Raw genomic sequence first — 25,693 nt, 5'->3', positions numbered from 1 at the left:
TCACAGCCCCCGGGCGAGGCGGTAGTAGGCCTGGTTCCAGCGCAGCTCGCGCTGGAAACCGCGCACCGTGGTGTCCTCGTCGATGACCACGAGCTCGGTATCGGCGATCTCGGCGAAGTCGCGGAACACCTCGATGCCGACGGCGGTGGTCATCACGGTGTGGTGAGCGGCACCGGCAGCCAGCCAGCAGGCGGCGCTGGTGGCGAAGTCGGGCTGAGGCTTCCACACCGCGCGGCCCACCGGCAGCTTCGGCAGCTCAGGCGCCTCGACGTTGGTCACCACGTTGGCGGTCAGGCGGAAGCGATCGCGCATGTCACTGAGCGCCACCACCAGGGCGGGGCCAGGATCGGCGGTGAAGACCAGGCGCACCGGATCCTCCTTGCCGCCGATGCCGAGCGGATGGATCTCCAGCCGTGGCTTGGCCGAGCTGAGCGACGGCGACACCTCCAGCATGTGCGCGCCCAGGATCTTCTCGTCGCCAGGAACAAGGTCGTAGGTGTAGTCCTCCATCAGGCTGGCCCCGCCGGGAAGCCCCGCGCCCATCACGTTGGCGACGCGCACCAGGATGGCCGTCTTCCAGTCGCCTTCGGCGCCGAAGCCATAGCCCTCCGCCATCAGGCGCTGCACCGCCAAGCCGGGCAGCTGTTTCAGCGAGCCCAGATCCTCGAAAGAGTCGGTGAAGGCGCCGAAGCCGCCGCCCTCCAGGAAGAAGCGCAAGCCCGCCTCGATGGCCGCGGCGTCGCGCAGTGACTGATGACGCTCGCCGCCGGGCAGCAGCTCGGGCACCACGTCGTAGGAGGCGACGTACTCGTCGACAAGGGCGTCCACCTCTGCCTCGGTGGCCGCGTCGACGGCCTCGGCCAGCTCGTTGACGCCCCAGGTATTCACCTGGACGCCGAAGCGCAGCTCGGCCTCGGTCTTGTCGCCCTCGGTGACCGCGACGTAGCGCATGTTGTCGCCGAAGCGGGCCAGCTTGAGCGTGCGCACGGCCTGCCAACCGGCGGCGGCGCGCTGCCAGTCCGCCACCTGCTGGCGCACGGCCGGGTTGGACACGTGCCCGACGACGGTCTTGCGCGCCACGCCGAGGCGGGTCTGGATATAGCCGAACTCGCGGTCGCCGTGGGCGGCCTGGTTCAGGTTCATGAAGTCGAAGTCGATGTCGGCCCAGGGCAGCTCGACGTTGGCCTGGGTGTGCAGGTGCAGCAGCGGCTTGCGCAGCGCGTCGAGCCCGGTGATCCACATCTTCGCGGGGCTGAACGTGTGCATCCACGCGATGATTCCGATCACCGAATCGTCGGCGTTGGCGTCGAGGGCGAGGCGGCGGATGCCGTCGGGCTCGATCAGCACCGGCTTCCATTCCACGCGCACGGGCAGCCCGGCGAGGCCCTCGGCGACCGCCTGGGACTGCTCGGCCACCTGGCGCAGGGTCTCCTCGCCGTAGAGGGACTGGCTGCCCGTGACGAACCAGACCGTGTACTCGGCAAGAGAGGTGTTCAGCGGGGTTCGGGACATCTGTGCTCCTTGTGCGATGGGTTGAGAATACGGGGCGCGTCACCGCGTCAGGGATTGCCGGCTACCGAGCGGCGACTGGCGATGCGCCTCGACGGTCGTCGGTGGATTGACCATAGACGTTTTGATAGCGGTTGTAGAGGCTGTCGATCGCCTCTTGCGGAATGGGGATCACTTCGCCCGCGTTTCGCGCGAGCTGCACGGTGCGGGCCACGTCCTCCAGCATCACCGCCGCCTTCACCGCGTCCTTCGCGCTGGCGCCGATGGTGAACGGACCATGGTTCTGCATCAACACCGCGCGCGAGCGATGCCCGCGCAGGGTCTCGACGATGCCGCGCCCGATCGAGTCGTCGCCGATGATCGCGAACGGACCCACGGGAATCGGGCCTCCGAACTCGTCGGCCATCGCCGTGATCACGCACGGGATCTCCTCGCCGCGAGCGGCCCAGGCGACGGCGTAGGTGGAATGGGTGTGCACCACGCCGCCCACCTCCGGCAGGTGACGGTACACGTAGGCATGCGCCGCGGTATCCGACGACGGCGACCGCTCGCTGCCCGGGGTGCCGGGTATGACGACGCCGTCCAGGTCGCACAGGATCATGTTCTCCGGCGAGAGCTCGTCGTAGCGCACTCCGGACGGCTTGATGACGAACAGGTCGGCTCCCGGAACGCGCCCGGAGACGTTGCCTCCGGTCCAGACGACCAGTTCGTAGCGCACCAGCTCGGCGTGAAGGGCAGCCACCTCGATCCGCGTCCGCTCGATTGCGTCGACCACGTCGGGCCCGAACTCAGCCATGTGAACTCCTCTTCGAGATCGCCCGGCCGCCGCTTTTCAATCTGAGCCGAACTGCACCGCCATTGTGCGCGCTAACATGCGCGCTTGGCAAGCCGATTCCCGAATCCGGCGAGAAGCCGCTCAGCGGCGAGGCGAGGACGTCGACGACCGGCAGACCAGCTGCGGTTCCACGAGCCGCCTCCCCTGGGATTGATTTCCCTGAAGAGTCTGGACGAGTTCATCGATGATGAGCTCGCCCAGCGCCGCGAACTCCTGCCGCACCGTCGTCAACGGGGGCAGGAAATGACGGGCATCCGGCAGGTCATCGAAGCCGACCACGCTGATGTCGTCCGGAACCCTGATGCCCCGCTCCCAGAACGCGTGGATCATCCCCAAGGCCATCTGGTCATTGGACGCGAATACCGCGGTCACGTCGCCGGGTACGAAGCTCTTCCCGAACTCGTATCCCGAGTCCGCGGACCAGTCCCCCACCGAAGGCGTCGGGACCGCCAGGCCACCGGCCTTCATGGTGTCCCGCCACGCCTCCGCCCGAGCACGGGCGTCATACCAATCGAGTGGCCCGGCCAGATGCACGATCTCGCGATGCCCAAGCTCGATAAGGTGCCGGGTCGCCGCCGTCGCTCCGGCTCGCTGGTTCACCGCGACCGTGTGGAGCTGCTCGTCGCGCTCCTCCTTCACGGCCAGCGTCGGCAGGCCTGTCGCATGCCGGCGAAGCACGTCGAGCGACGAGATCCGAGGAGCGATGACACACAAGGCGTCCACCCCTTGCGTCACCAGCTCGACGATCCCCTCGTCGATGCGCTGTCCCTCGTCATCCCCGATCGAGAACGCACTGACGGCGTAGCCGTGCGCCCTCGCCGCCCCCTCCAACGCGCGCAGCGTGCTGTTCGGGCCGAACTGGAGCCGCCCATCCACCAGGGCACCGATCCGCATCGCCTTCCGAGTGGCGAGCGCACGCGCGATCGAACTGCGCGTGTAGTTCATCTCCTCGATCGCCAGGAGCACCTTCGCCCTGGTCGATTCCCTGATGCTCGGATGGCCGTTCAGCACCCTGGAGACGGTCATGTGCGAGACGCCCGCCCGGCGCGCCACGTCGTAGATGTTCGCCTTGCCCGGCCCTCCCGCCGGTTTCGCGCGTTCCTGCTTGTCCACGGCCACTACGACGTTCGCCCCCGTTGCTCGGTTCAAATCGGGACCATGCTACCGCCGCGCACGATCTTCCGACCGGACGGCGTCCGCGCCTCACCCACCCCAAGTCAGCACTCCACCTGAAAAGTCTTGACAAACCCGGAAACCCTCATGCAACCTATGAGCAGAATGTGAGCGATAACATTCGAGATCTGCAAAGGAGCAAAACCATGGCGAAACGTGGCATAGCGGCCATCGTCGCGATCGGTCTGGCGACCAGCGCCCTCGCGGCGTGCGGTTCGGGACCGTCGTCTGAGAACACCGCCGACAACGGCAAGGGCGCGATCGAGGTGTGGTCTTCCGACACCGAGGGACAGGGCACCCAGGTCGCGAGCAAGGCGCAGTTCGAGAAGTTCGAACAGGACACGGGATACACCGTCAACGTCACCTATCTGACCTACGACATGATCCACGAGAAGATCGTCGCCTCCGCGGCCGGCGGCAACCTCCCCGACGTCGTCTACGGCCTTCCGGAGTACGTCGGCGAGTTCAACAAGATGGGCATCCTCGAGGACTTGACCACCCAGTGGGACTCCTGGGCGGACAAGGACAAGGTCAGCGACGCCGTCAAGGAGGCCATGACGATCGGCGATTCGATCATCGGCTTCCCGTATGAGACGACGGTGCGCGCCTACCTGGTGCACGACGACCTCATGAGCCAGTCCGGCGTCAGCACGCCGACGACGTGGGAGGAGGTGCTCGCCATCGGATCCAAGGTCGAGGACGCCACCGGAAGCGCGGCCTTCGGCATCGCCGGCGCCGGCGTGCGCTCGCCGCAGGAACTGATCGTCTACCTCGCCCAGAAGGGCGTAAAGATCGCGGAGCCGCAGGAGGACGGTCTCTACAAGAACACCTGGAAGGACGACCCGGCTCAGCTCGCGGCGGCCGCCGATGTCTTCACCTTCTACCAAGAGCTGATCAGCTCGGGCGCGACCGACAAGAACTCCGCCACCTACGGCTGGGAGGAGACCGACGACCGGTTCGTCACCGGCCTGACGGCGACCTACGTCACCGGCAACTGGCTGGAGGAGCGCGAGGCCGACTTCGCCGACACGATGGGCGACATCTCGGTGCACGCGATCCCGAAGCCTGCGGACGGCGTCGACGCCACCTACCTCGAGACCAAGCCGATGTTCGTCATGAAGGGCGGCAAGAACACTGAAGGCGCCAAGGAACTGGCCCGGGCCATCGCCAGCGAAGAGTGGCAGAAGGCGGCCTATCCGGCGCGTTCCGGCCTGAACACGGTGTCCACCGACAGCAAGTGGAGCAAGGACTTCTCGAAGCTGCTCGAGTACGGCGTCACCTTCCCGCCGGTCACGGTGAGCGAGATCACGCAGAACATGATCGACTCTCTCGCCATGGCACTGCAGGAAGGCAAGTCCTCTGAGGAGACCGCAGCCTGGCTCTCCGACGCCATCAACAAGTCGCTGCAGAACTCCGGCGAACTGTCGGGCTCATAGCCTCCGGGAACCGAGTTTCATGCTCAAGCCGAAGCGCACGAGTAGGGCGACCGAGGACAGGCGGGTCATCTTCCTGTCCTTGGTCCCCGCCTGGATTTTCCTGGTAGCCCTGATCGGCTACCCCTTGATCCGAGTCGTATGGGACTCGTTCAACGACGTCAGCCTGATCGACTCGAGTGTCTCCGGGTTCGTCGGCCTGGAGAACTTCTCCAACGCCGTCGCCGACCCGTACTTCGGGAGGGCCGTGAAGAACACGATCCTTTGGACCGTTTTCTCGGTGGCCGGCGAGTACATCCTCGGCCTGAGCGCGGCGCTGATCCTGAACGCGAAGTTCCGCGGGCGCACGTTCTTCCGGATCGCGGCCTTCGTGCCCTGGCTGGTGCCCGTCGTCGTGGCCGGCATGACCTGGTCCTGGATGGCCAACCCCGACTTCGGCATCATCAACCGATGGCTGCTGGATCTGGGGATCATCGACGACTCGATCCACTTCCTCGGCGACGCGCAGTGGGCGCTGCCCTTCGTCATCCTGGTCAACATCTGGCGGAGCTTCCCATACTTCATGGTCACCTTCCTCGCGGCGCTGCAGAGCATTCCCGCCGAGGAACTGGAAGCGGCGGATCTGGACGGCGCCACCGGCATCCGGCGATTCATGAACGTCGTCTTCCCGCACCTGCGCTCGGCGTCGTTGATCATCGTCTTCGTGCACCTGATCTGGACGGCGGTCAACTTCGACTTCATCTGGATCATGACCCAGGGCGGGCCCAACTACGCCACGATCACCCTGCCGATCCTGATCTACCAGCACGCGATCCAGAAGTTCGACGTCGGCCTCGCCTCGGCGCTGTCGACCATGATGCTGCTGGCCACCACGCTGCTGTTCGTCTTCTACTACCGGATCCGCTCGAAGCTCAGCGCCGAGTTGGTCGGATAGGCAGGGAAAGTCATGGCAAGAAAACGTTTGTTTAAGCTGATCGCGGTGTACATCGGAGCCACGCTGCTCGCCTTGTACAGCCTGTTCCCCTTCATCTGGATGCTCGTGTCGTCGTTCAAGCCGAGGGGAGAGATCCGGTCGCGCACCCCGTCGCTCTGGATCGATAGCCCGACGATCGACAACTACGTGCGCGTCCTCGTCGACGCCGGCTTCCTCGGCTTCATCTGGAACAGCTTCAAGGTCGCCGTCATCGTGGCGTTGCTGTCGCTGGCCGTGTCGATCATGGCCGGCTACGCCTTCAGCCGGTTCTACCGAGCCAGGATGGTCAAGACATCCAACTTCTTCATGTTGGTGTCCCAGATGATCCCGGGCGTGCTGCTGCTGGTGCCGCTGTATATCGTGATGAGCAATCTGGGCATCCTCGAGAACCACCTCTCGCTGGTCATCGCCTACACGACCTTCGTGATCCCTCTCTGCACGTTCATGATGAGCACCGGGTTCGACAACATTCCGAAGTCGCTGGAGGAGTCGGCCGAGATCGATGGCTGCGGACGCTTCGCCACGGTCTGGCGAATCATCGTTCCGGTGTCCGTCCCGACGATCATCTCCGTCGGGCTGTATGCGTTCATCAGCGCATGGAACGAGTTCATGTTCGCCTACATCTTCATCTCGCACGCGGAGAACCGTCTGCTCACGCCCGCGATCATGCTCTTCAAGGGCGCGAACCTCGTGGACTGGGGCGCCATCATGGCGGCATCCGTGGTCGCCGTGATCCCCACGGCCGTCCTGTTCATCTTCCTGCAGCGCTACTTCATGGCAGGGATGATGGCCGGCGCCGTCAAGGGCTGATCCCTCCCCCATCTCGACCCGTCGGGGTCGACACACAACCGATTGGAGAATCGAATCCACATGTCAGTGTTCACCTGGGGCAGCGACGCCTGCGCCCTCCACCTCGACTTCGACGAGAGCCGCCCGGTGGGGGTGGCCCTGGCGGGGCGGTCGGCGTGGTCGGCGTCCGGCGCGTCCGATGCGCAGGATACGGACCGGTTCCAGTTGCTGATCGAGATCCTGGCGATCGAGGCGGGACGCTCCCGCAACAACACCCGCATGGATCAGACCGTCGTCGGCGAGAGCCTGCGATACGCGGGGCACGAGGTCGACACCGACGGGGACTGGCAGGTGCTGACCATCCGGCAGACCTCGTCGCAGTTCGGTCTCGAGGTCACCACGACGCTCAGGCAGACCGACGGTGCCGGCGGCATCCGGTTCGTCACCGAGGTGGTCAACAGCGGCGCACAGCGGCTGACGCTCACCGGCATCAGCACCGCGGTGATCGCCGACGGTCTCGGTGTGCTGGGAGATCCCGACGATCTGGATCTGGTGTCTGCGCGCAGCACCTGGTCGTGCGAGAGCCGGTGGGGATCCCGTCCGCTCCGTGGCAGCCAGGGCATTCCGCCCTACAGCGACCACAAGCACGACGACCAGACCTCTCGTGAGGTGATCCGCGGCGTCGGCCACTCGAGCTGGTCCACCGACGGCGACCTCCCGATGGCGATGATCGTCAACCGGGTCACCGGACGGACGCTCGCCTGGGAGGTGGAGAACAACGGCCCGTGGTCCTGGGAGCTCATCGCCCAGCACGACGAAGGACGGACGTTCTCGCTCGCCTTGCTCGGCCCCTCCGACCTGCAGCACTCGTGGTGCCTCACTCTCGAGCCCGGGCACCGATTCCGCACGGTTCTCGCCAGCGTGTTCACGGCCGACGGCGGGGTCGACGGCGCGGTGGGGACCATCACCCGGCACCGGCGCGCCTCGCAGCACCCCGCCGTCGATCCCAGCCAGCCGGGGGTGATCTTCAACGACTACATGAACACCCTCATGGGCGACCCCACCACGGAGAAGCTGCTGCCGTTGATCGACGCCGCCGCCGACATCGGCGCAGACACCTTCTGCATCGACGCCGGTTGGTACGACGACGGGGGCAACTGGTGGCCCTCGGTGGGCCAGTGGGAACCCTCCACCGTGCGCTTCCCCGACGGCGGACTGCGTCGTGTCCTCGACCGGATCCGGGAGCGCGGCATGCGGCCCGGGCTCTGGATCGAGCCGGAGGTGGTGGGAGTGAACTCCCCCATGGCGAGCACCCTTCCCGACGAGGCCTTCATGATGCGCAACGGCGCCCGCATCCGGGAGCACGACCGTTACCTGTTGGACCTGCGATCCGAGGCGAGCCGGGATCACCTGGATTCCGTCTTCGACCGTCTCGTCGGCGATCTCGGGGCGGGCTACTTCAAGTGGGACTTCAACGTCACGCCCGGCACGGGTCCGGATCGGGACGCGGACAGCCCCGGCGTCGGGCTGCTCGATCATTGCAAGGCGCTGGACGAATGGGCCTATCGCCTGCGCAGCAGGCTCGAGGGCGTGTGCATCGAGGCCTGTTCGTCGGGGGCAATGCGGATGGACGCCCATTGGGTGCGCCTGTTCGATCTGCAATCCACGTCGGATCAGCAGGATCTGGACCGCTACGCGACGATCGCCGCGGCCGCCCCGGTGATGCTGCCGCCGGAGAAGGCCGGCAACTGGGCCTATCCCGAACCGTGGATGTCCTTGGAGGAGACGGCCTTCACCATGGTCAACGGGCTGGCCGGCCGACTCTACCTCTCGGGCAAGCTGGACGAGTTGGGCGCCGAGCAGCTGGCCGTCATCGCGGAGGGCGTCGAGCACTACCGGGCCCACCCCGACGTCGCGGCCGCATCGCTGCCCTTCTGGCCCGCCGGCCTGCCGGCCTGGGACGACCCGTTCGTCGCCCTCGGTCTGCGCGGCGAGGACAGCACCTTCCTCTTCCTCTGGAAGCGCGGTGAGGTGGGTGCCCAGCACTTGACGGTATCCGACTCCGGGTTCCGCTCGGCGGAAGTGGTCTACCCCACGACCCTGGACGGGTGGGCCGTGGAGACCGATGGCGAGGCCGGGACGATCACCGTCGACCCCACTCCGGGTGACGGCCTTTCGGCGCGGATCATCCGCATCGATCACTGCTGAGAGCGGTGAGGTCGTCGGTGCTTGCGGTGGGATTATCCACCGCAAGCACCGACGATCTCGCCACAATGGGGGCATGACGAAGCTCGAGGCTATTCAAGGCGACATCACGCGGCAGCAGGTCGACGCGGTGGTCAATGCCGCCAACAACGCGATGCGCGGCGGGGGTGGCGTCGACGGCGCCATCCACCGGGCCGGCGGCCCCGCAGTGCTGGCCGACTGCATCGCCCGCTTCCCGCACGGCCTTGCCACGGGCGACGCAGGCTGGACCACCGCGGGCGACATGCCCGCCACGTGGGTGATCCACACCGTCGGCCCCAACCACCGCGCCGGCCAGACGGACCGCTCGCTCCTGGTGTCCTGCTACCGCCGTTGCCTAGAGGTGGCCGACGAGCTGGGCGCACGCTCCGTCGCCTTCCCGCTGATCAGCGCCGGAGTCTACGGCTGGCCGAAAAACGACGCGATCCGCGCCGCTATCGACACCATCCGCTCCACCCCCACCGGGGTTGAACTGGTCAGACTGGTCGCCTTCGACGAGACGACGAAACGAATGATCGACGTCGCCCTGACCTTCAAGTCCTAGTCGCCTGCTTCGGACGCCCCGCAGGCCGCTTCAACCATCGCTTCACGAACGAAGTCGGGCGCCAGGAACAGCCGTGGTTGCAGTTCCTCCCAGCCGCGATGCTTCGTGCGTCGGGCATAGGCCTCATGGGCGCGGTCGAGGTCGTTGTTGAGCACGAGGCCGGGCGAACTCTCCCCCATCACCTGCAGGTGATACATCCACCAGCTGCCGTCGGCCTCCTGGTTCAGGAAGGTGGCTTCGAAGGCCATCCACTCCTGAGGCAGCGTCGCGAGGCATTCGTCATAGCGGTCGTGCAGCATCTGCATCCACTCGTCGAAAGTAGCCTCCTCGCCGTCGAGCAGGCGGGCACGGCTGAGTTCGAGCTTCATGCCGGCGGGCACCGACGGCGGCATCGGCCACCCGCTGAAACTGTCGTCGACCGGTCTGAAAGGGATGGGCTCCATCCGGCCATCCTGACATAGACCGACGACGATCTCGGGTCATGTGGAGGGGGGATCGAACTAGGCTCGGCTATAGCCAGACCATCGAACACCCCTCGGGAGGTGGCGCCATGGATATCGACCAGATCTGGAGACACATCGACCAGGGCAGGCTCGACTTCGCCGATCTGTTCGAGAGCCTCACCGCCGAGCAGTTGGCCGCGCCGTCGTTGTGCGAGGGCTGGACGGTGCGCGATGTCGGCGCTCACCTGACGATGGCGCACGCTCGACTGCGCGACGTGTTCTGGCCCCTGGTGAGATCAGGTTTCTCGTTCAACGCCATGGTCCGGCGTGCAGCCCTCGAGGTGACTCTCACCCCGGCGGAGATCAGTGCGACCCTGCGCTCCTTCGTTGGCTCACGCCGCACCGCAGTCGGCATCCGACCGACAGAGCCATTGATCGACATCCTGGTCCACACCCAGGACGTGGCGATCCCGCTCGGGATGCACGTCAAGACACCCGGGCAGGCGGCCATCGTCGCCATCGAGCGCACCTTCTCACCCTGCCCGGACCCATGCGCTTCACCCGTCGCTACGACCACGTCACTTTCGAGGCAACGGACGTCGACTGGCGGCGCGGTACCTCGTCGACCGTGATTCGAGGCCCGATCCAGGAACTGCTCCTGCTCCTCACCGGTCGCAAAGCGGCGTGCACCAACCTCACCGGGCCGCTGGACCTGCTGTAGGCACCAGCCTCAGGTCAGCTCGATCGGCTTCGACATAGTGCCGGGCGCCAGACACCAGGAGGCTGCACTGTCCAGACCGACGTCCACTGGCGGTCGTCCCCTTCGTCCTCCCGGTCGGCGCCGTGCATACTGGTACTTGTGGCGTACCGAGGGATCCTCCTGGACTTCTACGGCACGGTGGTCGAAGAAGACGATCTAGTGATCCGGGGTATCGCCCAAAAGATCGCGAGCGTGTGCCCGGACTGGCCGCAGCGCGAAATCGCTCAGCTATGGGGAAGCGAGTTCACGTCGGCAGTGTCGTCCTCGCACGGAGACGCCTTCCGCACCCAACGCGAACTCGCCGTCGCCTCTCTGGCGTCCGTCCTTGACCGGACGGCATGCAGACTCGACCCCCTCGAACTATGCGCTGAACAGTTCACCCACTGGCAGCGGCCAGCCCTGCGCCCCGGCGCAAGAGAATTTCTGGCTTCATGCACCCTTCCCATCTGCGTCGTCTCGAACATCGACCGAGCCGACCTCGACGCCGGGATGCGACACATCGGGATCGCACTGCCCATGACCATCACGAGCGAAGAAGCACGGTCATATAAGCCTCGAGCGGAGATGTTCGAGATGGGACTCTCGCGACTCGAGCTGGAACCCCATCAGGTACTGCACATCGGTGATTCACTCAGCTCCGATATCGCCGGAGCGAATGCCCTCAACATCGATGCCGCATGGGTGTCCGGCGATAACCGAGCCGCGAGCGACGGTGCGCGCATCGTGACACAGTGTACGGATCTCCGCGACCTACACCCCTTCATTCAGGGCGACATCACCCAACAGCACGTCGACGCAGTGGTCAACGCCACCGACAACACGACGTGAGGCAAGGGCTGCGCGAGCGGATCGCCACGGGCCGCAGGGAGCCGTCGGGAAGAGCTTCACACCTACTTCACACATAACATCACACCCTGTTAAGTAAAGTGTGAAGTAGGTGTGAAGCTAGTTGGGGTCGCCGTCACCGCGGGTAACGACGATGGGGCGGGCGCCCCACTTCGTACACAATCCAGAGACCTACGTCATCCTTGCGCGCATAGTTCCAGATCAACTCACGAGCCGCCTCGAATCTGGCCACCATCTCCAAGCTGCTGATCTGTCCCGTACTGAGCGTGAAGATCGGTATCTGATCCTCCTCCTTGAGGAGTCTCCAGAGTCGCTGATCTTTTGTAAGTCCAGACCACCCGCGACGACGAGCTTCGGCAACCCACTCCTCATCAGGAATGTGCTGCGCATCATCGGGGTAATGCTCAGTGATGAGGTGCAACACCCAACCGGCCTGGCGCAGCCCCTCGGCTACGCGTTTCCCAAGACCGCGGTCAAGGAAGAACTCAGGCGGCTCGTTCACCTGAGTCCAGATACCCACGGATGATCTGCTCGACGTCGCCGACGTTCATCTCGAAATCGTAGGCGATATCGGCGATGGTGTCGCCGCCCCGAAACTGTCCGACGATCGACTCGATCGGTACCTTGTTTGCCTCCACCACGGGAGCTCCCCAACCGAACCGAGGGTCGAGAATCACATCGGCCCCCAAGTTCATCAGTCTCAGTCGGCGCGGATTTTCGTCGGCATCCCAAGTGATCACCTGTTGGAAGCCGGTAATGGTCTCCGCTGCCGCTTGCTGCAGGTCTTTTCCACGGTAGTAATCACCCGCCACCTCGACAAGCACGTCCTTTCCATGGACGCCAAGCCCAGGCCTGGCAAGAGCGTACGGGTCGCCGAAATGCCGACGCAGACCCTCGGCTGTCTCACGTATCTGCTTAGCCGGGATGCCGAACTGACGAAGACGCTGGAGCACGAATGCCTCCACCACGGCCGCGAAAGGTAGCTGCGGCCATCCCTTGCGCGTTGGCGCGACGGAGTGGATCGCTCCTGTCCCCTTCCAGCGCCCAAGGGTCGACTCGGGGATAGCGAGGTAACGGGCAGCGTCCTTCACGTTCAGCATCGGGTCTGCGTAGACATCCATCGTTGCACCTCCTCGTCCACCTGTATCCATCGTAGACAACGACACCGACAGAGCGATCTAGGGACGCGGACTTGTCCACACCGCGGACAGTTCGCATGGTCACAAATCATCACGACAACCGTGGGCTCCACACTTACGTCACACATAACATCACACCCTGTTAAGTAAAGTGTGAAGTTGGGCTCAGGTCAGCTCGTTGGCGATCTTCTCGTGGTGGCGGACCACCTCGCGGACGATGAAGGTGAGGAACTTCTCGGCCAGTTCCGGGTCCAGATCGGCCTTCTCGGCCAGCGCCCGCAAGCGAGCGATCTGTTCAGACTCCCGCGCGGGGTCGGCGGGAGGCAGGCCCGCCGTCGCCTTCAACTCGCCGACGCGCTGGGTCACCTTGAAGCGCTCCGCGAGCAGGTGGATCAGCGCGGAATCCATGTTGTCGATGCTGCCGCGCAACCGCTGCAGCTCCGCCTTCGCCGTGGCCTCGTCCATGAGGATGCCCCCGATCAGTGCAGGATCAGATCGATCCGCTGGAACGACTTGATGTCGGTGTAGCCGGTCAGCGCCATCGCCTTGCGCAGGCCGCCGGCGAGGTTCATGGTGCCGTCGGGGATCCGCGACGGGCCGAGCACGACCTCCTCCAGGGAGCCCACCTGCTCGAAGAACGACGCAGCCCCACGCGGCAGCTCGGCGTGCCACGCCTCGTCGCCCCAGTGCCAGCCGCGGCCGGGGGCCTCGGTGGCGCGGGCCAGCGGCGAGCCCACCATGACGGCGTCCGCGCCGCAGGCGATGGCCTTGGCGATGTCGCCGGAGCGACCCACGGCGCCGTCGGCGATCAGGTGCACGTAGCGGCCGCCCGACTCCTCCAGGTAGTCGCGGCGCGCCTCAGCGACGTTGGCGACGGCGGTGGCCATGGGGACCTCGATGCCCAGCACGGAGGCGGTGGTGTGGGTGGCGCCACCACCGAAGCCGACCAGCACACCCGCGGCGCCGGCGCGCATCAGGTGCAGCGCGGCGCGGTAGGTGGCGACGCCACCGACGAGTACCGGGGTGTCGAGGCGGTAGATGAACTCCTTGAGGTTCAGCGCGTCCTCGCCACCGACATGCTCGGCAGAGACGGTGGTACCGCGGATCACGAAGAAGTCCATGGCGGCCTTCTGGATCACGTCGGCGAACTCGGCCGTGGTGGACGGCGACAGCGAACCCGCGACGGGCACGTCGGCCGCCCGCAGCTCAGCCAGGCGCGCCTCGATCAGCTCGGGCTTGATGGGCTCGGCATAGATCTCCTGCATGCGCTTGGTGATGGACACCTGGTCGCCGCCGGCGGTGATCTGCTCGTACTGCTCCTGCGGATCCTCGTAGCGGGTCCAGAGACCCTCCAGATTGAGCACGCCGAGGCCGCCCAGCTGCCCCATCCGGATGGCGGTGGCCGGAGACATCACCGAGTCCATCGGGGCCGCCACGATGGGCACATCGAAGCTGACGGCGTCGATCCTCCAGGTGAGGTCCACCTCCTGCTGACTACGGGTGCGGCGCACGGGGGCGATGGCGACGTCGTCGAAGCTGTAGCCCTGGTTGGCGCGCTTGCTGCGTCCGAGCTCGTACATATCGGGTTCTCTCCTGGGTGATGAAGGGACTAGCGCGACCAGTAGTTCGGCGCTTCGGCGGTCAACTGGATGTCGTGGGGGTGCGACTCGCGCAGACCGGCGGGGGTGATCCGCACGAAGCGGCCCCGCTCTTGCAGGTCGGGCACGGTGCGCGCTCCCAAGTAGAACATGGACTGATGCAGGCCACCCATCAGCTGGTGGACCACGGAGGAGACGGGGCCGCGGTAGAGCACCTGACCCTCGATGCCCTCGGTAGTGATCTCGTCGTCGCTCAGATCCCCCTGGAAGTACCGGTCCTTGGAGTAGGAGCGTCGATCCCCTCGCGACGTCATAGCGCCCAGCGACGCCATGCCGCGGTACCGCTTGTACTGCTTGCCGTTGACGAACACCGTCTCGCCGGGCGACTCCTCGCAGCCGGCCATCAGCGACCCCACCATGACGCTGTTGGCGCCCGCCACCAACGCCTTCGCGATGTCACCGGAGTACTGCAGACCGCCGTCGGCGATCACGGGCACACCGGCGGGCCGGCAGGCGAGCGCCGCCTCATAGACGGCGGTCACCTGGGGCACCCCGACCCCGGCCACGACGCGGGTGGTGCAGATGGAGCCGGGCCCGACACCCACCTTCACGGCGTCGGCACCGGCGTCGACGAGCGCCTGGGCGCCCGCGCGGGTGGCGATATTGCCGCCGATGATCTGCACGTGCTTCGTCGCGGGATCGTTCTTGAGCCGCTGCACCATCTCCAGCATGAGCTTGGCGTGGCCGTTGGCGGTGTCCACCACGAGGGCATCGACGCCGGCCTCCACCAGCGCCGTCACTCGCTCCCAGGCATCGCCGAAGAATCCGACGGCGGCGGCCACCATCAGGCGCCCGTCGGCGTCCTTGGAGGCGAGCGGGAACTGCTCGGACTTCACGAAGTCCTTGACGGTGATGAGGCCCGTGAGCCGGCCGTCGCGGTCGACTAGCGGCAGGCGCTCGCGCTTGTGCTGGCGGAGCACGGCGGTGGCGTCCTCGTGCGAGATGGTCTCCGGCGCGGTGATCAGCGGCATGGGCGTCATCACGTCGCGCACCAGCGTGGTGGCCCATTCGGCCACCGGCGTGAAGCGGAGGTCGCGGTTGGTGCAGATGCCCAGCAGACGGCGGTCCTCGTCGACGACGGGAAGGCCCGAGACGCGGTACTGGCCGCAGATCTCGTCGAGCTGCTCGAGCGTGGCGTCGGGTCCGATGGTGACGGGGTTGGTGATCCGCCCGGTCTGGGTGCGCTTGACGAGATCGACCTGGTAGGCCTGATCCTCGATGGACAGGTTGCGGTGCAGCACGCCGAGACCGCCCTCACGGGCCATCGCGATGGCCATCCGCGACTCGGTGACCGTGTCCATCGCGGCGCTGATCAACGGAAGCTTCAGGCTCAGACCGCGGGTGAGCTGAGTGGTGGTGTCCACCTCCGACGGGATGACATCGGTCTCCCCCGGCAGCAGCAGCACATCGTCGTAGGTCAGACCCAGGACGGCGAAGGGGTTGGGAACCCCGGAACCGGTGAGCTCGTCTTGCACTCCGAGACCTCTCTCTTTACGAACGAGGTCAGTCTAGTGCGTGTCGGGATGACCATTCGCCCGCGCGATCCTCCGAAACGACGGCCTTTATCGCACTGCTGCGCTGAACAGCCGGCGATGGCAGGGTGTGCTCTAACGAAAGGAACCCCCAGGCATGCTCACCTCTCCCACCGATTGGTACGACGCCTACGTCTTCGACCTCGACGGCACCATCTACCTCGGCGAGGAGCTGCTGCCGGGCGCGAAGCGGCTCATCGATGGGCTGCGCGACGCGGGCAGGATCATCAAGTTCCTCTCGAACAACGCGCTCAACGATCCGGCGATGTACCAGCGGAAGCTTGAGCGACTGGGGCTGCCGACCCCTCTCGAGGACATCGTGAACACGGTCGTAACCACCGTCTCCTGGCTCACCACGCATCATCCGGACGCCGCCCTTTTCGTGATCGGCGAGGAACCGCTGAAGCGGGCGCTCCGCGAGGCCGGATTCGAGCTGACCGACGCCCCCGAGCGAATCGACATCGTCGTCGCCTCCTACGACCGCGGCTTCGACTATCGCAAGCTCCAGATCGCGTTCGACGCCATCTGGTTCCATCGTCGAGCATTCCTGATCCAGACCAACCCCGACCGTTTCTGCCCCTACCCCGGCGGACGCGGCGAACCCGACTGCGCCGCCATCACCGCCGCGATCGAGGCATGCACGCAAACGACGTGCCAGGTCAGCCTTGGCAAGCCGTCGCCACTGATGATGGAGGCCGCCCTCGGCGACACGGGAGTCGATCTCCGACGCTGCATCATGGTGGGCGACCGCCTGATGACCGACATCAAGATGGCCGTCGACGCCGGCATGCCCTCAGCCCTGGTGCTGACCGGCGACTCCACGGCCGACGAGGTGGCCGCCCTGCCGGAGTCCCAGCGTCCTACCTTCCTGCTGGACCGGATCGACACGCTGCTCCCCCACGTCGACTGACCCCTCCCACCCCATCCCCTCCCACCCCGACCCGCCTCAATCCCGGAAAATCGGCCATTGGCCGATTTTGCGGTGTCTCGTGCCGAAAATCGGCCATTGGCCGATTTTCCGGGACCAGGCATGGGCGACTAGGGAATTATGCAACATTTAATTAGCCAACATGCGAGTGCCTTAAAACACGACTAGGGCAAACGTAAGCCCTAGTCAGCTTAGGTTTCCCTGCCTTGTCAAGGGCGTACATAAAACTTATGATTGCTGATATCTGAAACGCACCACAGAGGGGAACTCATCATGAGCACCATCACGGCAGTCAAGTCCTGCGCAACCACCACCTGCGCCTTCAACGCATCCGGCTGCACCGCCTTCGCCGTCACCATCGGCGGAGCCGAGCGCCCCACCTGCACCACCTTCATCGCTCTCGACGCCCGCGGCGGCCTGCCTGCTGCCAACGGCCAGGTCGGCGCTTGCCAGCGCCTCGAATGCGTTCACAACGCCGACCTGATGTGCACGGCCGACGGCGTCGAGATCTCCGATTCCGCCATCTGCCTGTCCTACGAAGTCCGCTGAACTGCGGTTCCCCTGGCTGACCTGAAGGGTTAGCCGCACCGGTTGCGAAAAGCCCGGCCCCGCTCAGGCGGGGCCGGGCTACGCGCTTTCAGGGGGACGCGTCAGGCGCAGTTCTCCAAAGCGGCGACGTGCATCATCTCCGCCACCCGACCGGGCAACTGGCTCTGCGTCGTGACAGGCACATCGAAGCAGGCGTGGACCACAAGGGTCTCTGCGCGACCGATGAACATCACCGTCACACCGGAGGGATCGACGTCGACGCAGAAGACGGCGTCTGCGGTGTGCGGGCAGATCCCGGGCAACGGAGGCTTGCTGACCACCTGACCAGGGACGGCTCCCACCATCACGGCCCAGCAGAGATCCTTCAGCCGCGCCTGGCTATAGGCGGCGATGGCGTCGAAGGCCGCGAACTCGTCCTCAATGACGGGCGGCGCATAGGAGATGGCCTCGGGCGCGATCACCGTCGCACCGTTCATGTCGTGCAGCAAGGCGCGCTCGATGTCCACGAACCCCAGCCTCGCGCCGGGCACCTCGATCATGGCCTCGACCAGTTCGGGCAGGGCGCCTCCGGCGATCTGGGCCTCAACCTCGGACGGGGTGGCCCAGGACAGCTGTCCGAGCAGATGAACCGACGCGGCAACGAGCGACACCGCGGGATCCGGCGACTGCTTGATCAAGTCCATCCGCACATCGATACCGAATCCGGGAGAAGCGACGCGGAGCATGCCGTCCGGCACGCCGGCGACGACCAGGACGCCGTCGGGGGTCATGCCGTGTGCAAGGAAGGTGATGGACTCGTCCAGACGGTAGGCGTAGAGCGACGCCGCGGCGGCACCACTCAGCATCCTGCGGGTCAGGGATCCCGCCCTTTCGTCACTCGCCACGGTGGCGGGCGCATCGAACGACATCGACATGCCGTGCATCCTCTCGTTCTGTCGGTCGCGCCCGTTTCTCTATTTTCGCTACAGAAGCCTTGCGCTATTTCCAACAGGGGTAAGGCTAACCTACGGCGCGCCTCCGTCAAACTTCAGGGTCGGATAGTGGACCCCTCCCCACGTTGTCTAGGGTTAGAGTCGTTCTGAGACGACGCGGAGGAACACGATTCATGGACCAGTTCACCCCGATGCTGCCGGTGCTGACCGACGAGGAGTTGAGCCCGCGTGCACAAGCCGTCTTCGACGACATCCGGGCGACGCGCAACACCGACTTCGTCAACAACTTCTGGCGGGTTCTCGCCAACGACCCGGCAAACCTGGAGCGCACCTGGGCAGAGCTGAAGGAACTGATGGGGCCGGGTACGTCCCTCGACCCATTGGTCAAGGAATTGATCTACGTGGCGGTATCGACGGTGAACGGCTGCACCTACTGCGTGCGCTCGCACACAGCGGCGGCGCGAGCGAAGGGCGCTAGCGACGAGCAGATCGCCGAGCTGCACGCCATCGTCGGCGCGGCAAGCAAAACCAACCGGATGGCGGTCGGGCTGCAGGTGCCCGTCGACGAGGCCTTCCAGTGAGTAGGAGTTGACGAGATGGATCTGGGTTTGAAGGGCCGCAAGGCCATCGTCACGGGAGGCACCAAGGGGCTGGGTCGCGCGATCGCTGAGGAACTCGTGCGCGAGGGCGCCGTGGTGCGCATCTGTTCGCGGAGCGCCGACGAGGTGGCGGAGGCCGTCGAGGCGCTGGGCGCGCAGGCGGGCGGCCAGGCCGTCGATGTGCGCGAGGCCGACCAGCTGGCGGGCTTCGTCGAGTGGGCGGCTGGCGACATGGGCGGACTGGACATCCTGGTCAACAACGCCGGCGGCGCGCACCCCGGCACCTTCGAGGCCCTGGCCGACGAGTCGCTGGTGGCCGATTTCTCTGTCAAGGTGCTCAGCTGGTTCCGGGGCGTGAAGGCGGCGGTGCCGTTCTTGAAGCAGTCGAGCGCGGCGCGGGTGATCAACATCGGCTCGGTGTACTCGCGGATGCCCGACTACCGCTTCCTCTCCACGACGGTGAACCGCGCGGCAGGCCAGAACCTCACCAAGGCGCTGGCCCAGGAGCTCGCCGCCGACGGCATCCTGGTGAACGCGGTCAACATCGGGTGCGTCAAGACCCCGCAGTGGGCCAACATCCACGCCAAGCGAGCACCCGAGAAGACGGCTGACGAGTTCTTCACCGACATGGCGGCCGACGAGATCCCGCTGGGTCGCTTCGGCGAACCCGACGAGGTGGCCGGCGTGGTGGCCTTCCTGGCCAGCGACCGCGCCGGCTACATCACCGGCGCCGCCATCGACGTGGCCGGCGGCATGGGCCGTTATGCCTGATCCCAGATTTATAGCTGGCTCTACACCGCGCACTGTACGTATTGCACAGTGCGACGGGTACAGCCAGCTATAAATCCCGCTCCACCGATCCCACCGCTCTCCCCCGTCCCCTCTTTCACCCGCAACCCACCCCCTATCCGCTCGTTCCGTGCACAAATCTGCGCAGACGCGAAGGCCTCGCTATATACGGGAGGCCGGGACGTACACGCAGCTTTGTGCACGGGCGGCGGGCAACCAGTAACCGATCGAGACTGAATCGACAACTGACATGACTACTTTCGCCATCGAGAAGACCACCGGCCGCAGCGCGGAGGAGCGCGCGGCGATCCTGGCCAACCCGGGCTTCGGCTCCAACTTCAGCGACCATATGACGCTGATCGACTGGACGGCCGACAAGGGCTGGCACGACCACCGCGTGGTGCCCTACGGTCCTTTCACCCTCGATCCGGCCTCGGCCGTGCTGCACTACGCGCAGGAGGCCTTCGAGGGCCTGAAGGCCTACGCCCGCGCCGACGGCTCGGTGTGGCGGTTCCGCGCAGATGTGAACGCCGCGCGCTTCGCTCGTTCCTGTCGCCGTCTGGGCCTGCCGGAACTGAGCGAGGAGGACTTCCTGGCCAGCATCGACGAGCTGGTGCGCGTCGACCACGACTGGGTGCCCACCGGCGACGAGCAGAGCCTCTACATCCGGCCCTTCATCTTCGCCCGCTCCCCCTACCTGGCGGTCAAGCCGTCCACGACGGTGACCTACGCGGTGATCGCCTCCCCGTCGGGCGCCTACTTCGCCGGCGGCGGCGTGCAGCCCGTCGACATCTGGTTCACCCGCGACTACACCCGCGCCGCCCCCGGCGGCACCGGCTTCGCCAAGTGCGGCGGCAACTACGCCTCATCGATGGTGGCCCAGATCGAGGCCGAGGCGAACGGCTGCAGCCAGGTGGGCTTCGTCGACGCCGTGGAGCGCCGCTACGTCGAAGAGCTGGGCGGCATGAACCTGTTCGCGATCACCGCCGACGGCCGCCTGATCACCCCGGCACTCACCGAGACCATCCTGAAGGGCGTCACCCGGGGCGCCATCCTGCAGCTGGCCTCCGACGCCGGTCTGAAGGTGGAGGAGACGCGGATCGCGCGCGACGACCTGTTCGCCGACATCGACGCCGGCCGCGTCACCGAGGTGTTCGCCTGCGGCACCGCCGCGGTGATCACCCCCGTCGCCAGCTTCAAGGATCCCGACGGCATCCACGCGGTGGGCAGTCGCGAGCCCGGCCCCCGCACCCTCGAGCTGCGCCGGGCCCTCACCGAGATCCAGTACGGCCTGCGCCCCGACACTCACGGCTGGATGACCCAGATCCTCTGATCACCCTGGAAACGGGCCCGGCTTCGATCGAAGCCGGGCCCGTCTGGCTTTTCAGGTCCGAGGCCGGCGAACGACGTGCACGATGACAGCCACCAGCAGCACCAGCATCATGGCCATCGCCGCCATCCACGACGGGATGGAGATGGTGGCGAAGAAGGTGTGCACCGGGTGCTCGAAGACGTGCTGATCGGCGTGCGCGCCGCCATGGGTGACGACGACGCCCAGCTCGCCCACGTGCCCGATCGTCCAGCCGACGTAGGCGACGGTGGCCACCCAGGTGAGCACGCGCACGACCTTGCTCGCGCTCGCGCGGCGTAGGCCTCGCAGCAGCATCACCGCGAGGGTGCAGACAACGATGCCGATCAGATGGAAGGCCAGATGCCCCCAGCTCGCTTCCATGGGCAGGAAGATGAAGGGCAAGGCCACGGACACCAGAAGCAGCACGACCAATCCGGCGATGCCCTTCGCTCCGACGAGGCTTCCGCCCTCCCCCTGGGCCCCGGCACGAAAAGTGGTTGTCGAGGTCATGTTCGTTCCTCTCTCGATGATGGCCCGACGCTACGTCTGAGCCGTTCGGCCAAACATCGGCAAGATTGCCTATTTCCCTGACCCGCCCCGAGGACGACGATGGGGTCATGAAAGGCAGGAGTCCGTGGATGGTGGGCACCGCGGTGGTGGCCGGCCTGGGCCTGATCGCCGCCGCCTGGGGCATCGCGCTGCCCTGGCCGGCGGACAACCCCACCGGGTTCGTGCTGGGGACATCGGTGCTCGCCCTCATGGCTGCCGTCGGGGCGGGCATCCTGCTGGTCGCCGGCTGGTCTCGGATGGAGTCACTGCCGGTCCGCGTCGCGATGCTGGTGCTGGGCTCGACGGCGCTGGCCTATCCCACCCTGATGGCGGCGGCCGCGACCGAACGCGGCAGCCAGATCGTCGCGATACTCGCGATCACGGGCCACGTCCTTCCGCTGACCATGGTGAGCCTGCTGCCGATCCTGGCGTCCGCGGCCGTCACCGGACGATCCCGACGACTCTGGGTGTTGGCGCTGCTGAGCCTGGTGCTGGTCAGCACGATCATCAATGCGGCGGGCATCCCGGGCCTTGCACCGATCGGCTCGCTCACCTGGCTGGGCTCGTTCGCGCTGCCCATGACGGCGACCTGGCCGCTCGTGCGCGGCACGGCGGGTGAGGCACGGCGTCGCGCGATCGTCTGCGGACTCGCCTCCGTCCTGCCCGTGGTGATCATCGCGTTCTGTTGGGCCCTCGGCGCCGCGCACGCGGTGCTGGGACTCGGCGGCTCCGAGGTGACGGCGCTGATGCTCGGCTTCTCCGCCTGCACCATGAGCACCGCGGTGCTGACCTGGGGCGCCTGCACCCCACGCTCCACCTGGGTGTTGCGTACCCCGACGATCCTCGGCCTGCTGGCGGCGACCTTGGCCGCGGCCACCCTGATCATCGCCCTCGGCGTGGGGCTGGGCGTCACCGCCGTGGGCGGGCCCGCGCCCCTCGCCCTGCTGGCCGGCGTCCTGGCAACGGCACTCCTCGGCTTCGCCGCCGTGAGGCTGCATTCGTGGGCCGCCCGGTTGATCGATCCGCCGCCCGAGTTCACCGTCGAACTGGCCGTGCGCACCGCGGAGGCGATCGCGGCGGAACGGCAGCGTCTCACCCGCGACCTCCACGACGGCCTGCAGGGACGACTGCTCGGCATCACGCTCAACCTGCAGCTCTCCGGCGCCACCCTCGACGATCCCAGTGCGCGGCTGCTGATCGAGGACACCGTCGAGGCTCTGCGAGACGCCGTCGACGAGGTGCGCTCGCTGAGCGACGGGAGGGTGCCGTCGATCCTCTCGGAGGGCGGGCTGGCTCCGGCGCTCAGCCATCTCGTCCGCCCGCTCTCCTCGGTGACCGATCTGCGGCTCACCTCCCGCCGCTACGCCCCCGAGGTGGAGGCCACCGCCTATTTCGTGGCGAGCGAGGCGCTCGCCAACGCGATGAAGCACGCAAGGGCCGATCGCATCGGGATCGCCGTGGAGGATCGAGGCGCCACGGTGCACATCACGGTGACCGACGACGGCGTGGGCGGCGCCGATCCCTTGCTCGGCTCGGGGCTCAGGGGCATCGCCGAGCGGGTGTCGGCGTCGGGAGGGTTGCTGGTTGTCCGCGAGGCGGCTCCTCACGGCACGGTTGTGGAGGCGACGCTGCCATGCGGATCGTGATCGCCGAGGACCAAGTGCTGCTGCGCGACGGCATGGCGAGGCTGCTGGAGAGCGCCGGGCACGCCGTCATCGCCCAGGTGGGCGATGCCCGTTCGCTGATCGAGGCCGTGAACCTGCACCACCCGGACCTGGTGGTCGCCGACATCCGGATGCCGCCCACCTACACCGACGAGGGGGCGGTCGCGGCACTGAGCCTCCGACGCGCCTGGCCGACGCTGCCCGTCGTGATCCTCTCCCAGGCCGTCGAGCCCGCGCTGATGGGCACCGTCACCGATGGGAACTGCGCAGCGTTCGGCTACCTGCTGAAAGATCGAGTGCTGGACACACGCGTGTTTCTCGAACAGCTGGCCGCGGTGGCGGCCGGGGACACCGTCGTCGATCCGCAGGTGGTCGACGGCTATCTCGCGCGCAGCGCCGCCCGGCTGACGGCCCTGACCGAACGCGAACACGAGGTGCTGCAGCTGGTCGCGCAGGGACGCAGCAACGCGGGCATCGCCGCCGCGCTCGTCATCTCGCGCCGCACCGTCGACGCGCACCTCCGATCGATCTTCACCAAGCTGGGTTTAGAGGCGGATCCTGACGACAACCAGCGGGTTCTCGCCGCCCTGACCTGGTTACAGGAACCCGCTGGCATCCAGGAGCCACGGATCAGGTGATCGAGGCGTCGTAGATCGAGCGGATCGACTGAGCCAGCAGGGCGTCGAACTCCTCCGCGTTCATCGACTCCGTCAGTCCTTCGGTGAGGGCGCGGGAGAAGCTGGCGATCAGGCCGTGATTGCGGGCCAGGATCTCGTTGGCTTCGTCGCGGCTGTACCCACCGGAGAGGGCGACGACGCGCAGCACCTTGGGGTGTTCGATCACCGGACGGTAGAAGTCGTCCACCGACGGTGGCGTGAGCTTGAACATGATCGGAGACGCGAACTCGTCGTTGTCGAGGTGAGCCATGATCTCGTCGAGCAGGATCCTCTCCGACTCAGCCTTGGTGGTGGAGCGGATGTTGATCTCGGGCTCGAGGATCGGCACCAGGCCCGCTGCGGCGATCTTCTTGCCGATGTCGAACTGCTGAGCGACGTTGGCGACGATGCCCGCCGGCGCCGCCTCGAGGATCAGCGAGCGCATCTTGGTACCGAAGATGTGGGCCTTCTTCGCGCGCTCCAGCAGCTCGTCGAGATCGTCGATGGGCTTCATCAGCTGAACGCCGTCGGCCTCCCGCAGCAACCCCTTGTCCACCTTCAGGATGGGCAGGATGCCCTTCTTCTCCCAGAGGTAGTCGGCGGCCGGCATGTCGGCGAACGTGCGGTCCATCGTCATCTCGAACAGGATGGCACCCAGAATGTGCTCCCCCGTGAACGACGGGCTGGTGACGATGCGCTCCCGCATGCCGTGCACCAGATCGAACATCTCTTCCTGCGAGGTGTAGCGATCTTCTTCGATCCCGTACTTCCGGAGGGCCCCAGGTGTGCTTCCGCCGCTCTGGTCCAAGGCCGCGATGAATCCCTTGGCGCTTCCCATCCGCTCCAACTGTGCGTTGTTCATTTCTCCTCCTGACAACCTACGACGTCATTGCTTTATGGCGTCTGGAGTGAATGCCTATTCTACTACGACCTCCGTTGTCAGACCGGTCTTCGGAGGACGTCAGCCCGCCTCGGCGTAGCGATTGGCGACCTCCACCACCTTGTTGTTGTAAGCCACCGACGGGTTGTAGGCGTTGACGGCGGCGATCCATCGCTCGCGGTCGTCGAGATCCCCGCCGACGTCGCAGAGATACACGGCCGCCGAGTAGGCGGCGTCATCGATCTGGTGGGGATCGACGGTGCCGTCTCCGTTGCCGTCGCGTCCGTAGATCTCCCAGGTGGACGGGATGAACTGCATGGGGCCGACGGCGCGATCCCACGTGGTGTCGCCGTCGAGGAGGCCATCGTCGGTGTCCCGGACGGCGATGGTGCCGTTGCCGTCGAGCGGGATGCCGAGGATCGGCGGCGAGACAAGCCCGTCGTCCGCAAGAGAGGCGCCGTTCCAGCTGCCGTGCAGCGTCTCGACGAAGCCGATCGCAGCCAGCGTGTTCCAGGCCAGGTTGCAGTCGGGGAAGTCCTCGGCGACGGCGACCGAAGCCCCCGCGTACGCCGCCATCGCTCTCTCGGGGACGTCGACGCGCGCCGCCATCTCCGCGATCCATGCCGGATCGACCAGTTCCGCGACCCGCACCACCCCAGCAGCAGCTTCGGTGGTGGACGGGCTAGGCAACGGGGACGGCGTCGGCAACAGCGATGGCGTGGGCGCGACCGTCGAGGGGCCCGTCACCATCGACCGTGACCCGGACGGTTGCGGGCTCGGCATGTCGGTCGCCGTGCACCCCGCGAGCGCCGCCGCAGCCAACGCAGCACCCAGGCTGGCTCTGTGCATCCGAGAACACCGGCGCCCGACAAGGAGAAAGGTCACCGCTCGATATTAGCCAGCGCCCTTCGAGACGAT

At 66.4% G+C, this 25,693-nt stretch carries 27 protein-coding genes; 14 read left to right on the top strand and 13 right to left on the bottom strand.

Going from position 1 to position 25,693, the window contains the following annotated elements; genetic code table 11:
- The 3 genes from araA to P0D62_RS08255 form a co-directional block, all read right to left on the bottom strand.
- Positions 1–1,512, bottom strand: a complete 1,512-nt coding sequence (gene araA / locus P0D62_RS08265) for an L-arabinose isomerase (protein ID WP_275702159.1) — start codon at positions 1,510–1,512, stop codon at positions 1–3.
- Between the two features lie 61 nt (positions 1,513–1,573).
- Positions 1,574–2,305, bottom strand: coding sequence for an L-ribulose-5-phosphate 4-epimerase (locus tag P0D62_RS08260; protein ID WP_275702158.1), 732 nt, complete (start codon positions 2,303–2,305; stop codon positions 1,574–1,576).
- A 120-nt stretch (positions 2,306–2,425) separates the two neighbouring features.
- Positions 2,426–3,493, bottom strand: coding sequence for a LacI family DNA-binding transcriptional regulator (locus P0D62_RS08255; protein ID WP_275702157.1), 1,068 nt, complete (start codon positions 3,491–3,493; stop codon positions 2,426–2,428).
- Between the two features lie 170 nt (positions 3,494–3,663).
- Between P0D62_RS08255 and P0D62_RS08250 the strand changes: the two genes are divergently transcribed.
- The 5 genes from P0D62_RS08250 to P0D62_RS08230 all read left to right on the top strand — a co-directional run bounded on the left by P0D62_RS08250 (position 3,664) and on the right by P0D62_RS08230 (position 9,500).
- The gene (locus P0D62_RS08250) at positions 3,664–4,953 is read left to right on the top strand and encodes an ABC transporter substrate-binding protein (RefSeq protein ID WP_275702156.1); all 1,290 of its coding nucleotides are present in this window, start codon (positions 3,664–3,666) and stop codon (positions 4,951–4,953) included.
- Between the two features lie 19 nt (positions 4,954–4,972).
- The gene (locus tag P0D62_RS08245) at positions 4,973–5,884 is read left to right on the top strand and encodes a carbohydrate ABC transporter permease (RefSeq protein WP_275702155.1); all 912 of its coding nucleotides are present in this window, start codon (positions 4,973–4,975) and stop codon (positions 5,882–5,884) included.
- Positions 5,885–5,929: 45 nt separating this feature from the next.
- Positions 5,930–6,733 carry a carbohydrate ABC transporter permease gene (locus P0D62_RS08240; RefSeq protein WP_275702154.1) on the top strand — a complete coding sequence of 268 codons (804 nt, stop codon included), beginning with the start codon at positions 5,930–5,932 and terminating at the stop codon, positions 6,731–6,733.
- Positions 6,734–6,793: 60 nt separating this feature from the next.
- A complete protein-coding gene (locus tag P0D62_RS08235) occupies positions 6,794–8,920 on the top strand; it encodes a glycoside hydrolase family 36 protein (protein WP_275702153.1) in 2,127 nt (708 codons plus the stop codon).
- A 73-nt stretch (positions 8,921–8,993) separates the two neighbouring features.
- Positions 8,994–9,500 carry an O-acetyl-ADP-ribose deacetylase gene (locus P0D62_RS08230; RefSeq protein WP_275702152.1) on the top strand — a complete coding sequence of 169 codons (507 nt, stop codon included), beginning with the start codon at positions 8,994–8,996 and terminating at the stop codon, positions 9,498–9,500.
- Here P0D62_RS08230 and P0D62_RS08225 read toward each other — a convergent pair.
- Positions 9,497–9,943: a DUF6176 family protein gene (locus P0D62_RS08225; protein WP_275702151.1), complete on the bottom strand. Its 447-nt coding sequence runs from the start codon at positions 9,941–9,943 to the stop codon at positions 9,497–9,499. The two genes, P0D62_RS08230 and P0D62_RS08225, sit on opposite strands and share 4 nt — an antisense overlap.
- Before the next feature lie 107 nt (positions 9,944–10,050).
- Here P0D62_RS08225 and P0D62_RS08220 point away from each other — a divergent pair, with 107 nt between their 5' ends.
- Both P0D62_RS08220 and P0D62_RS08215 read left to right on the top strand, forming a co-directional pair.
- A complete protein-coding gene (locus tag P0D62_RS08220; protein ID WP_275702150.1) occupies positions 10,051–10,575 on the top strand; it encodes a maleylpyruvate isomerase family mycothiol-dependent enzyme in 525 nt (174 codons plus the stop codon).
- Positions 10,576–10,802: 227 nt separating this feature from the next.
- Positions 10,803–11,531 (top strand): HAD family hydrolase, encoded by a 729-nt coding sequence (locus P0D62_RS08215; protein WP_275702149.1) that lies wholly within the window; start codon positions 10,803–10,805, stop codon positions 11,529–11,531.
- Positions 11,532–11,664: 133 nt separating this feature from the next.
- Here the strand turns inward: P0D62_RS08215 and P0D62_RS08210 are convergent, their stop codons facing one another.
- From P0D62_RS08210 to guaB, 5 genes are all read right to left on the bottom strand, one after another.
- Positions 11,665–12,069: a PIN-like domain-containing protein gene (locus P0D62_RS08210; protein ID WP_275702148.1), complete on the bottom strand. Its 405-nt coding sequence runs from the start codon at positions 12,067–12,069 to the stop codon at positions 11,665–11,667.
- The gene (locus P0D62_RS08205) at positions 12,035–12,670 is read right to left on the bottom strand and encodes a DUF433 domain-containing protein (protein WP_275702147.1); all 636 of its coding nucleotides are present in this window, start codon (positions 12,668–12,670) and stop codon (positions 12,035–12,037) included. The genes P0D62_RS08210 and P0D62_RS08205 overlap by 35 nt, the downstream gene beginning before the upstream one ends.
- Positions 12,671–12,853: 183 nt before the next feature.
- Entirely contained in the window at positions 12,854–13,153 is a 300-nt protein-coding gene (locus tag P0D62_RS08200; RefSeq protein WP_275702146.1) for a chorismate mutase, read from the bottom strand.
- Positions 13,154–13,167: 14 nt separating this feature from the next.
- Positions 13,168–14,268: a GuaB3 family IMP dehydrogenase-related protein gene (locus P0D62_RS08195; RefSeq protein ID WP_275702145.1), complete on the bottom strand. Its 1,101-nt coding sequence runs from the start codon at positions 14,266–14,268 to the stop codon at positions 13,168–13,170.
- Positions 14,269–14,297: 29 nt separating this feature from the next.
- Positions 14,298–15,821 (bottom strand): IMP dehydrogenase, encoded by a 1,524-nt coding sequence (guaB, locus tag P0D62_RS08190; protein ID WP_275702144.1) that lies wholly within the window; start codon positions 15,819–15,821, stop codon positions 14,298–14,300.
- A 154-nt stretch (positions 15,822–15,975) separates the two neighbouring features.
- Here guaB and P0D62_RS08185 point away from each other — a divergent pair, with 154 nt between their 5' ends.
- Together P0D62_RS08185 and P0D62_RS08180 are read left to right on the top strand one after the other, a co-directional pair.
- Complete coding sequence (locus P0D62_RS08185; protein WP_275702143.1) at positions 15,976–16,788, top strand: HAD-IIA family hydrolase; 813 nt, start codon at positions 15,976–15,978, stop codon at positions 16,786–16,788.
- Between the two features lie 291 nt (positions 16,789–17,079).
- Positions 17,080–17,355, top strand: coding sequence for a DUF1540 domain-containing protein (locus tag P0D62_RS08180; protein ID WP_275702142.1), 276 nt, complete (start codon positions 17,080–17,082; stop codon positions 17,353–17,355).
- 101 nt (positions 17,356–17,456) lie between these two features.
- Here P0D62_RS08180 and P0D62_RS08175 read toward each other — a convergent pair whose 3' ends face one another.
- On the bottom strand, positions 17,457–18,269 hold the full coding sequence (locus P0D62_RS08175; protein WP_275702141.1) for a hypothetical protein: 813 nt from the start codon (positions 18,267–18,269) through the stop codon (positions 17,457–17,459).
- A gap of 191 nt (positions 18,270–18,460) precedes the next feature.
- On the opposite strand from P0D62_RS08175, the gene P0D62_RS08170 reads away from it, so the two are divergent.
- The 3 genes from P0D62_RS08170 to P0D62_RS08160 all read left to right on the top strand — a co-directional run bounded on the left by P0D62_RS08170 (position 18,461) and on the right by P0D62_RS08160 (position 21,008).
- On the top strand, positions 18,461–18,868 hold the full coding sequence (locus tag P0D62_RS08170; RefSeq protein ID WP_275702140.1) for a carboxymuconolactone decarboxylase family protein: 408 nt from the start codon (positions 18,461–18,463) through the stop codon (positions 18,866–18,868).
- Between the two features lie 15 nt (positions 18,869–18,883).
- Positions 18,884–19,657, top strand: coding sequence for an SDR family oxidoreductase (locus tag P0D62_RS08165; protein WP_275702139.1), 774 nt, complete (start codon positions 18,884–18,886; stop codon positions 19,655–19,657).
- A gap of 268 nt (positions 19,658–19,925) precedes the next feature.
- Positions 19,926–21,008: a branched-chain amino acid aminotransferase gene (locus P0D62_RS08160; RefSeq protein ID WP_275702138.1), complete on the top strand. Its 1,083-nt coding sequence runs from the start codon at positions 19,926–19,928 to the stop codon at positions 21,006–21,008.
- Between the two features lie 51 nt (positions 21,009–21,059).
- Here P0D62_RS08160 and P0D62_RS08155 read toward each other — a convergent pair whose 3' ends face one another.
- Positions 21,060–21,536, bottom strand: coding sequence for a hypothetical protein (locus P0D62_RS08155; protein WP_275702137.1), 477 nt, complete (start codon positions 21,534–21,536; stop codon positions 21,060–21,062).
- 107 nt (positions 21,537–21,643) lie between these two features.
- On the opposite strand from P0D62_RS08155, the gene P0D62_RS08150 reads away from it, so the two are divergent.
- Together P0D62_RS08150 and P0D62_RS08145 are read left to right on the top strand one after the other, a co-directional pair.
- Positions 21,644–23,221 carry a sensor histidine kinase gene (locus P0D62_RS08150; protein WP_275702136.1) on the top strand — a complete coding sequence of 526 codons (1,578 nt, stop codon included), beginning with the start codon at positions 21,644–21,646 and terminating at the stop codon, positions 23,219–23,221.
- On the top strand, positions 23,209–23,877 hold the full coding sequence (locus P0D62_RS08145; RefSeq protein WP_275702135.1) for a response regulator transcription factor: 669 nt from the start codon (positions 23,209–23,211) through the stop codon (positions 23,875–23,877). Before P0D62_RS08150 ends, P0D62_RS08145 begins: the two co-directional genes overlap by 13 nt.
- Here the strand turns inward: P0D62_RS08145 and P0D62_RS08140 are convergent.
- Positions 23,870–24,757 carry a fructose bisphosphate aldolase gene (locus tag P0D62_RS08140; RefSeq protein ID WP_275702134.1) on the bottom strand — a complete coding sequence of 296 codons (888 nt, stop codon included), beginning with the start codon at positions 24,755–24,757 and terminating at the stop codon, positions 23,870–23,872. The genes P0D62_RS08145 and P0D62_RS08140 overlap by 8 nt on opposite strands.
- Positions 24,758–24,856: 99 nt before the next feature.
- Entirely contained in the window at positions 24,857–25,660 is an 804-nt protein-coding gene (locus tag P0D62_RS08135) for a lytic transglycosylase domain-containing protein (RefSeq protein ID WP_275702133.1), read from the bottom strand.
- Between the last annotated feature and the right edge of the window lie 33 nt (positions 25,661–25,693).

The sequence above is a fragment of the Tessaracoccus caeni genome (assembly GCF_029211185.1).
Taxonomy (GTDB): domain Bacteria; phylum Actinomycetota; class Actinomycetes; order Propionibacteriales; family Propionibacteriaceae; genus Arachnia; species Arachnia caeni.
Note: the sequence above shows the minus strand (reverse complement) of the source record. Positions and strands in the feature narration are given on the sequence as shown.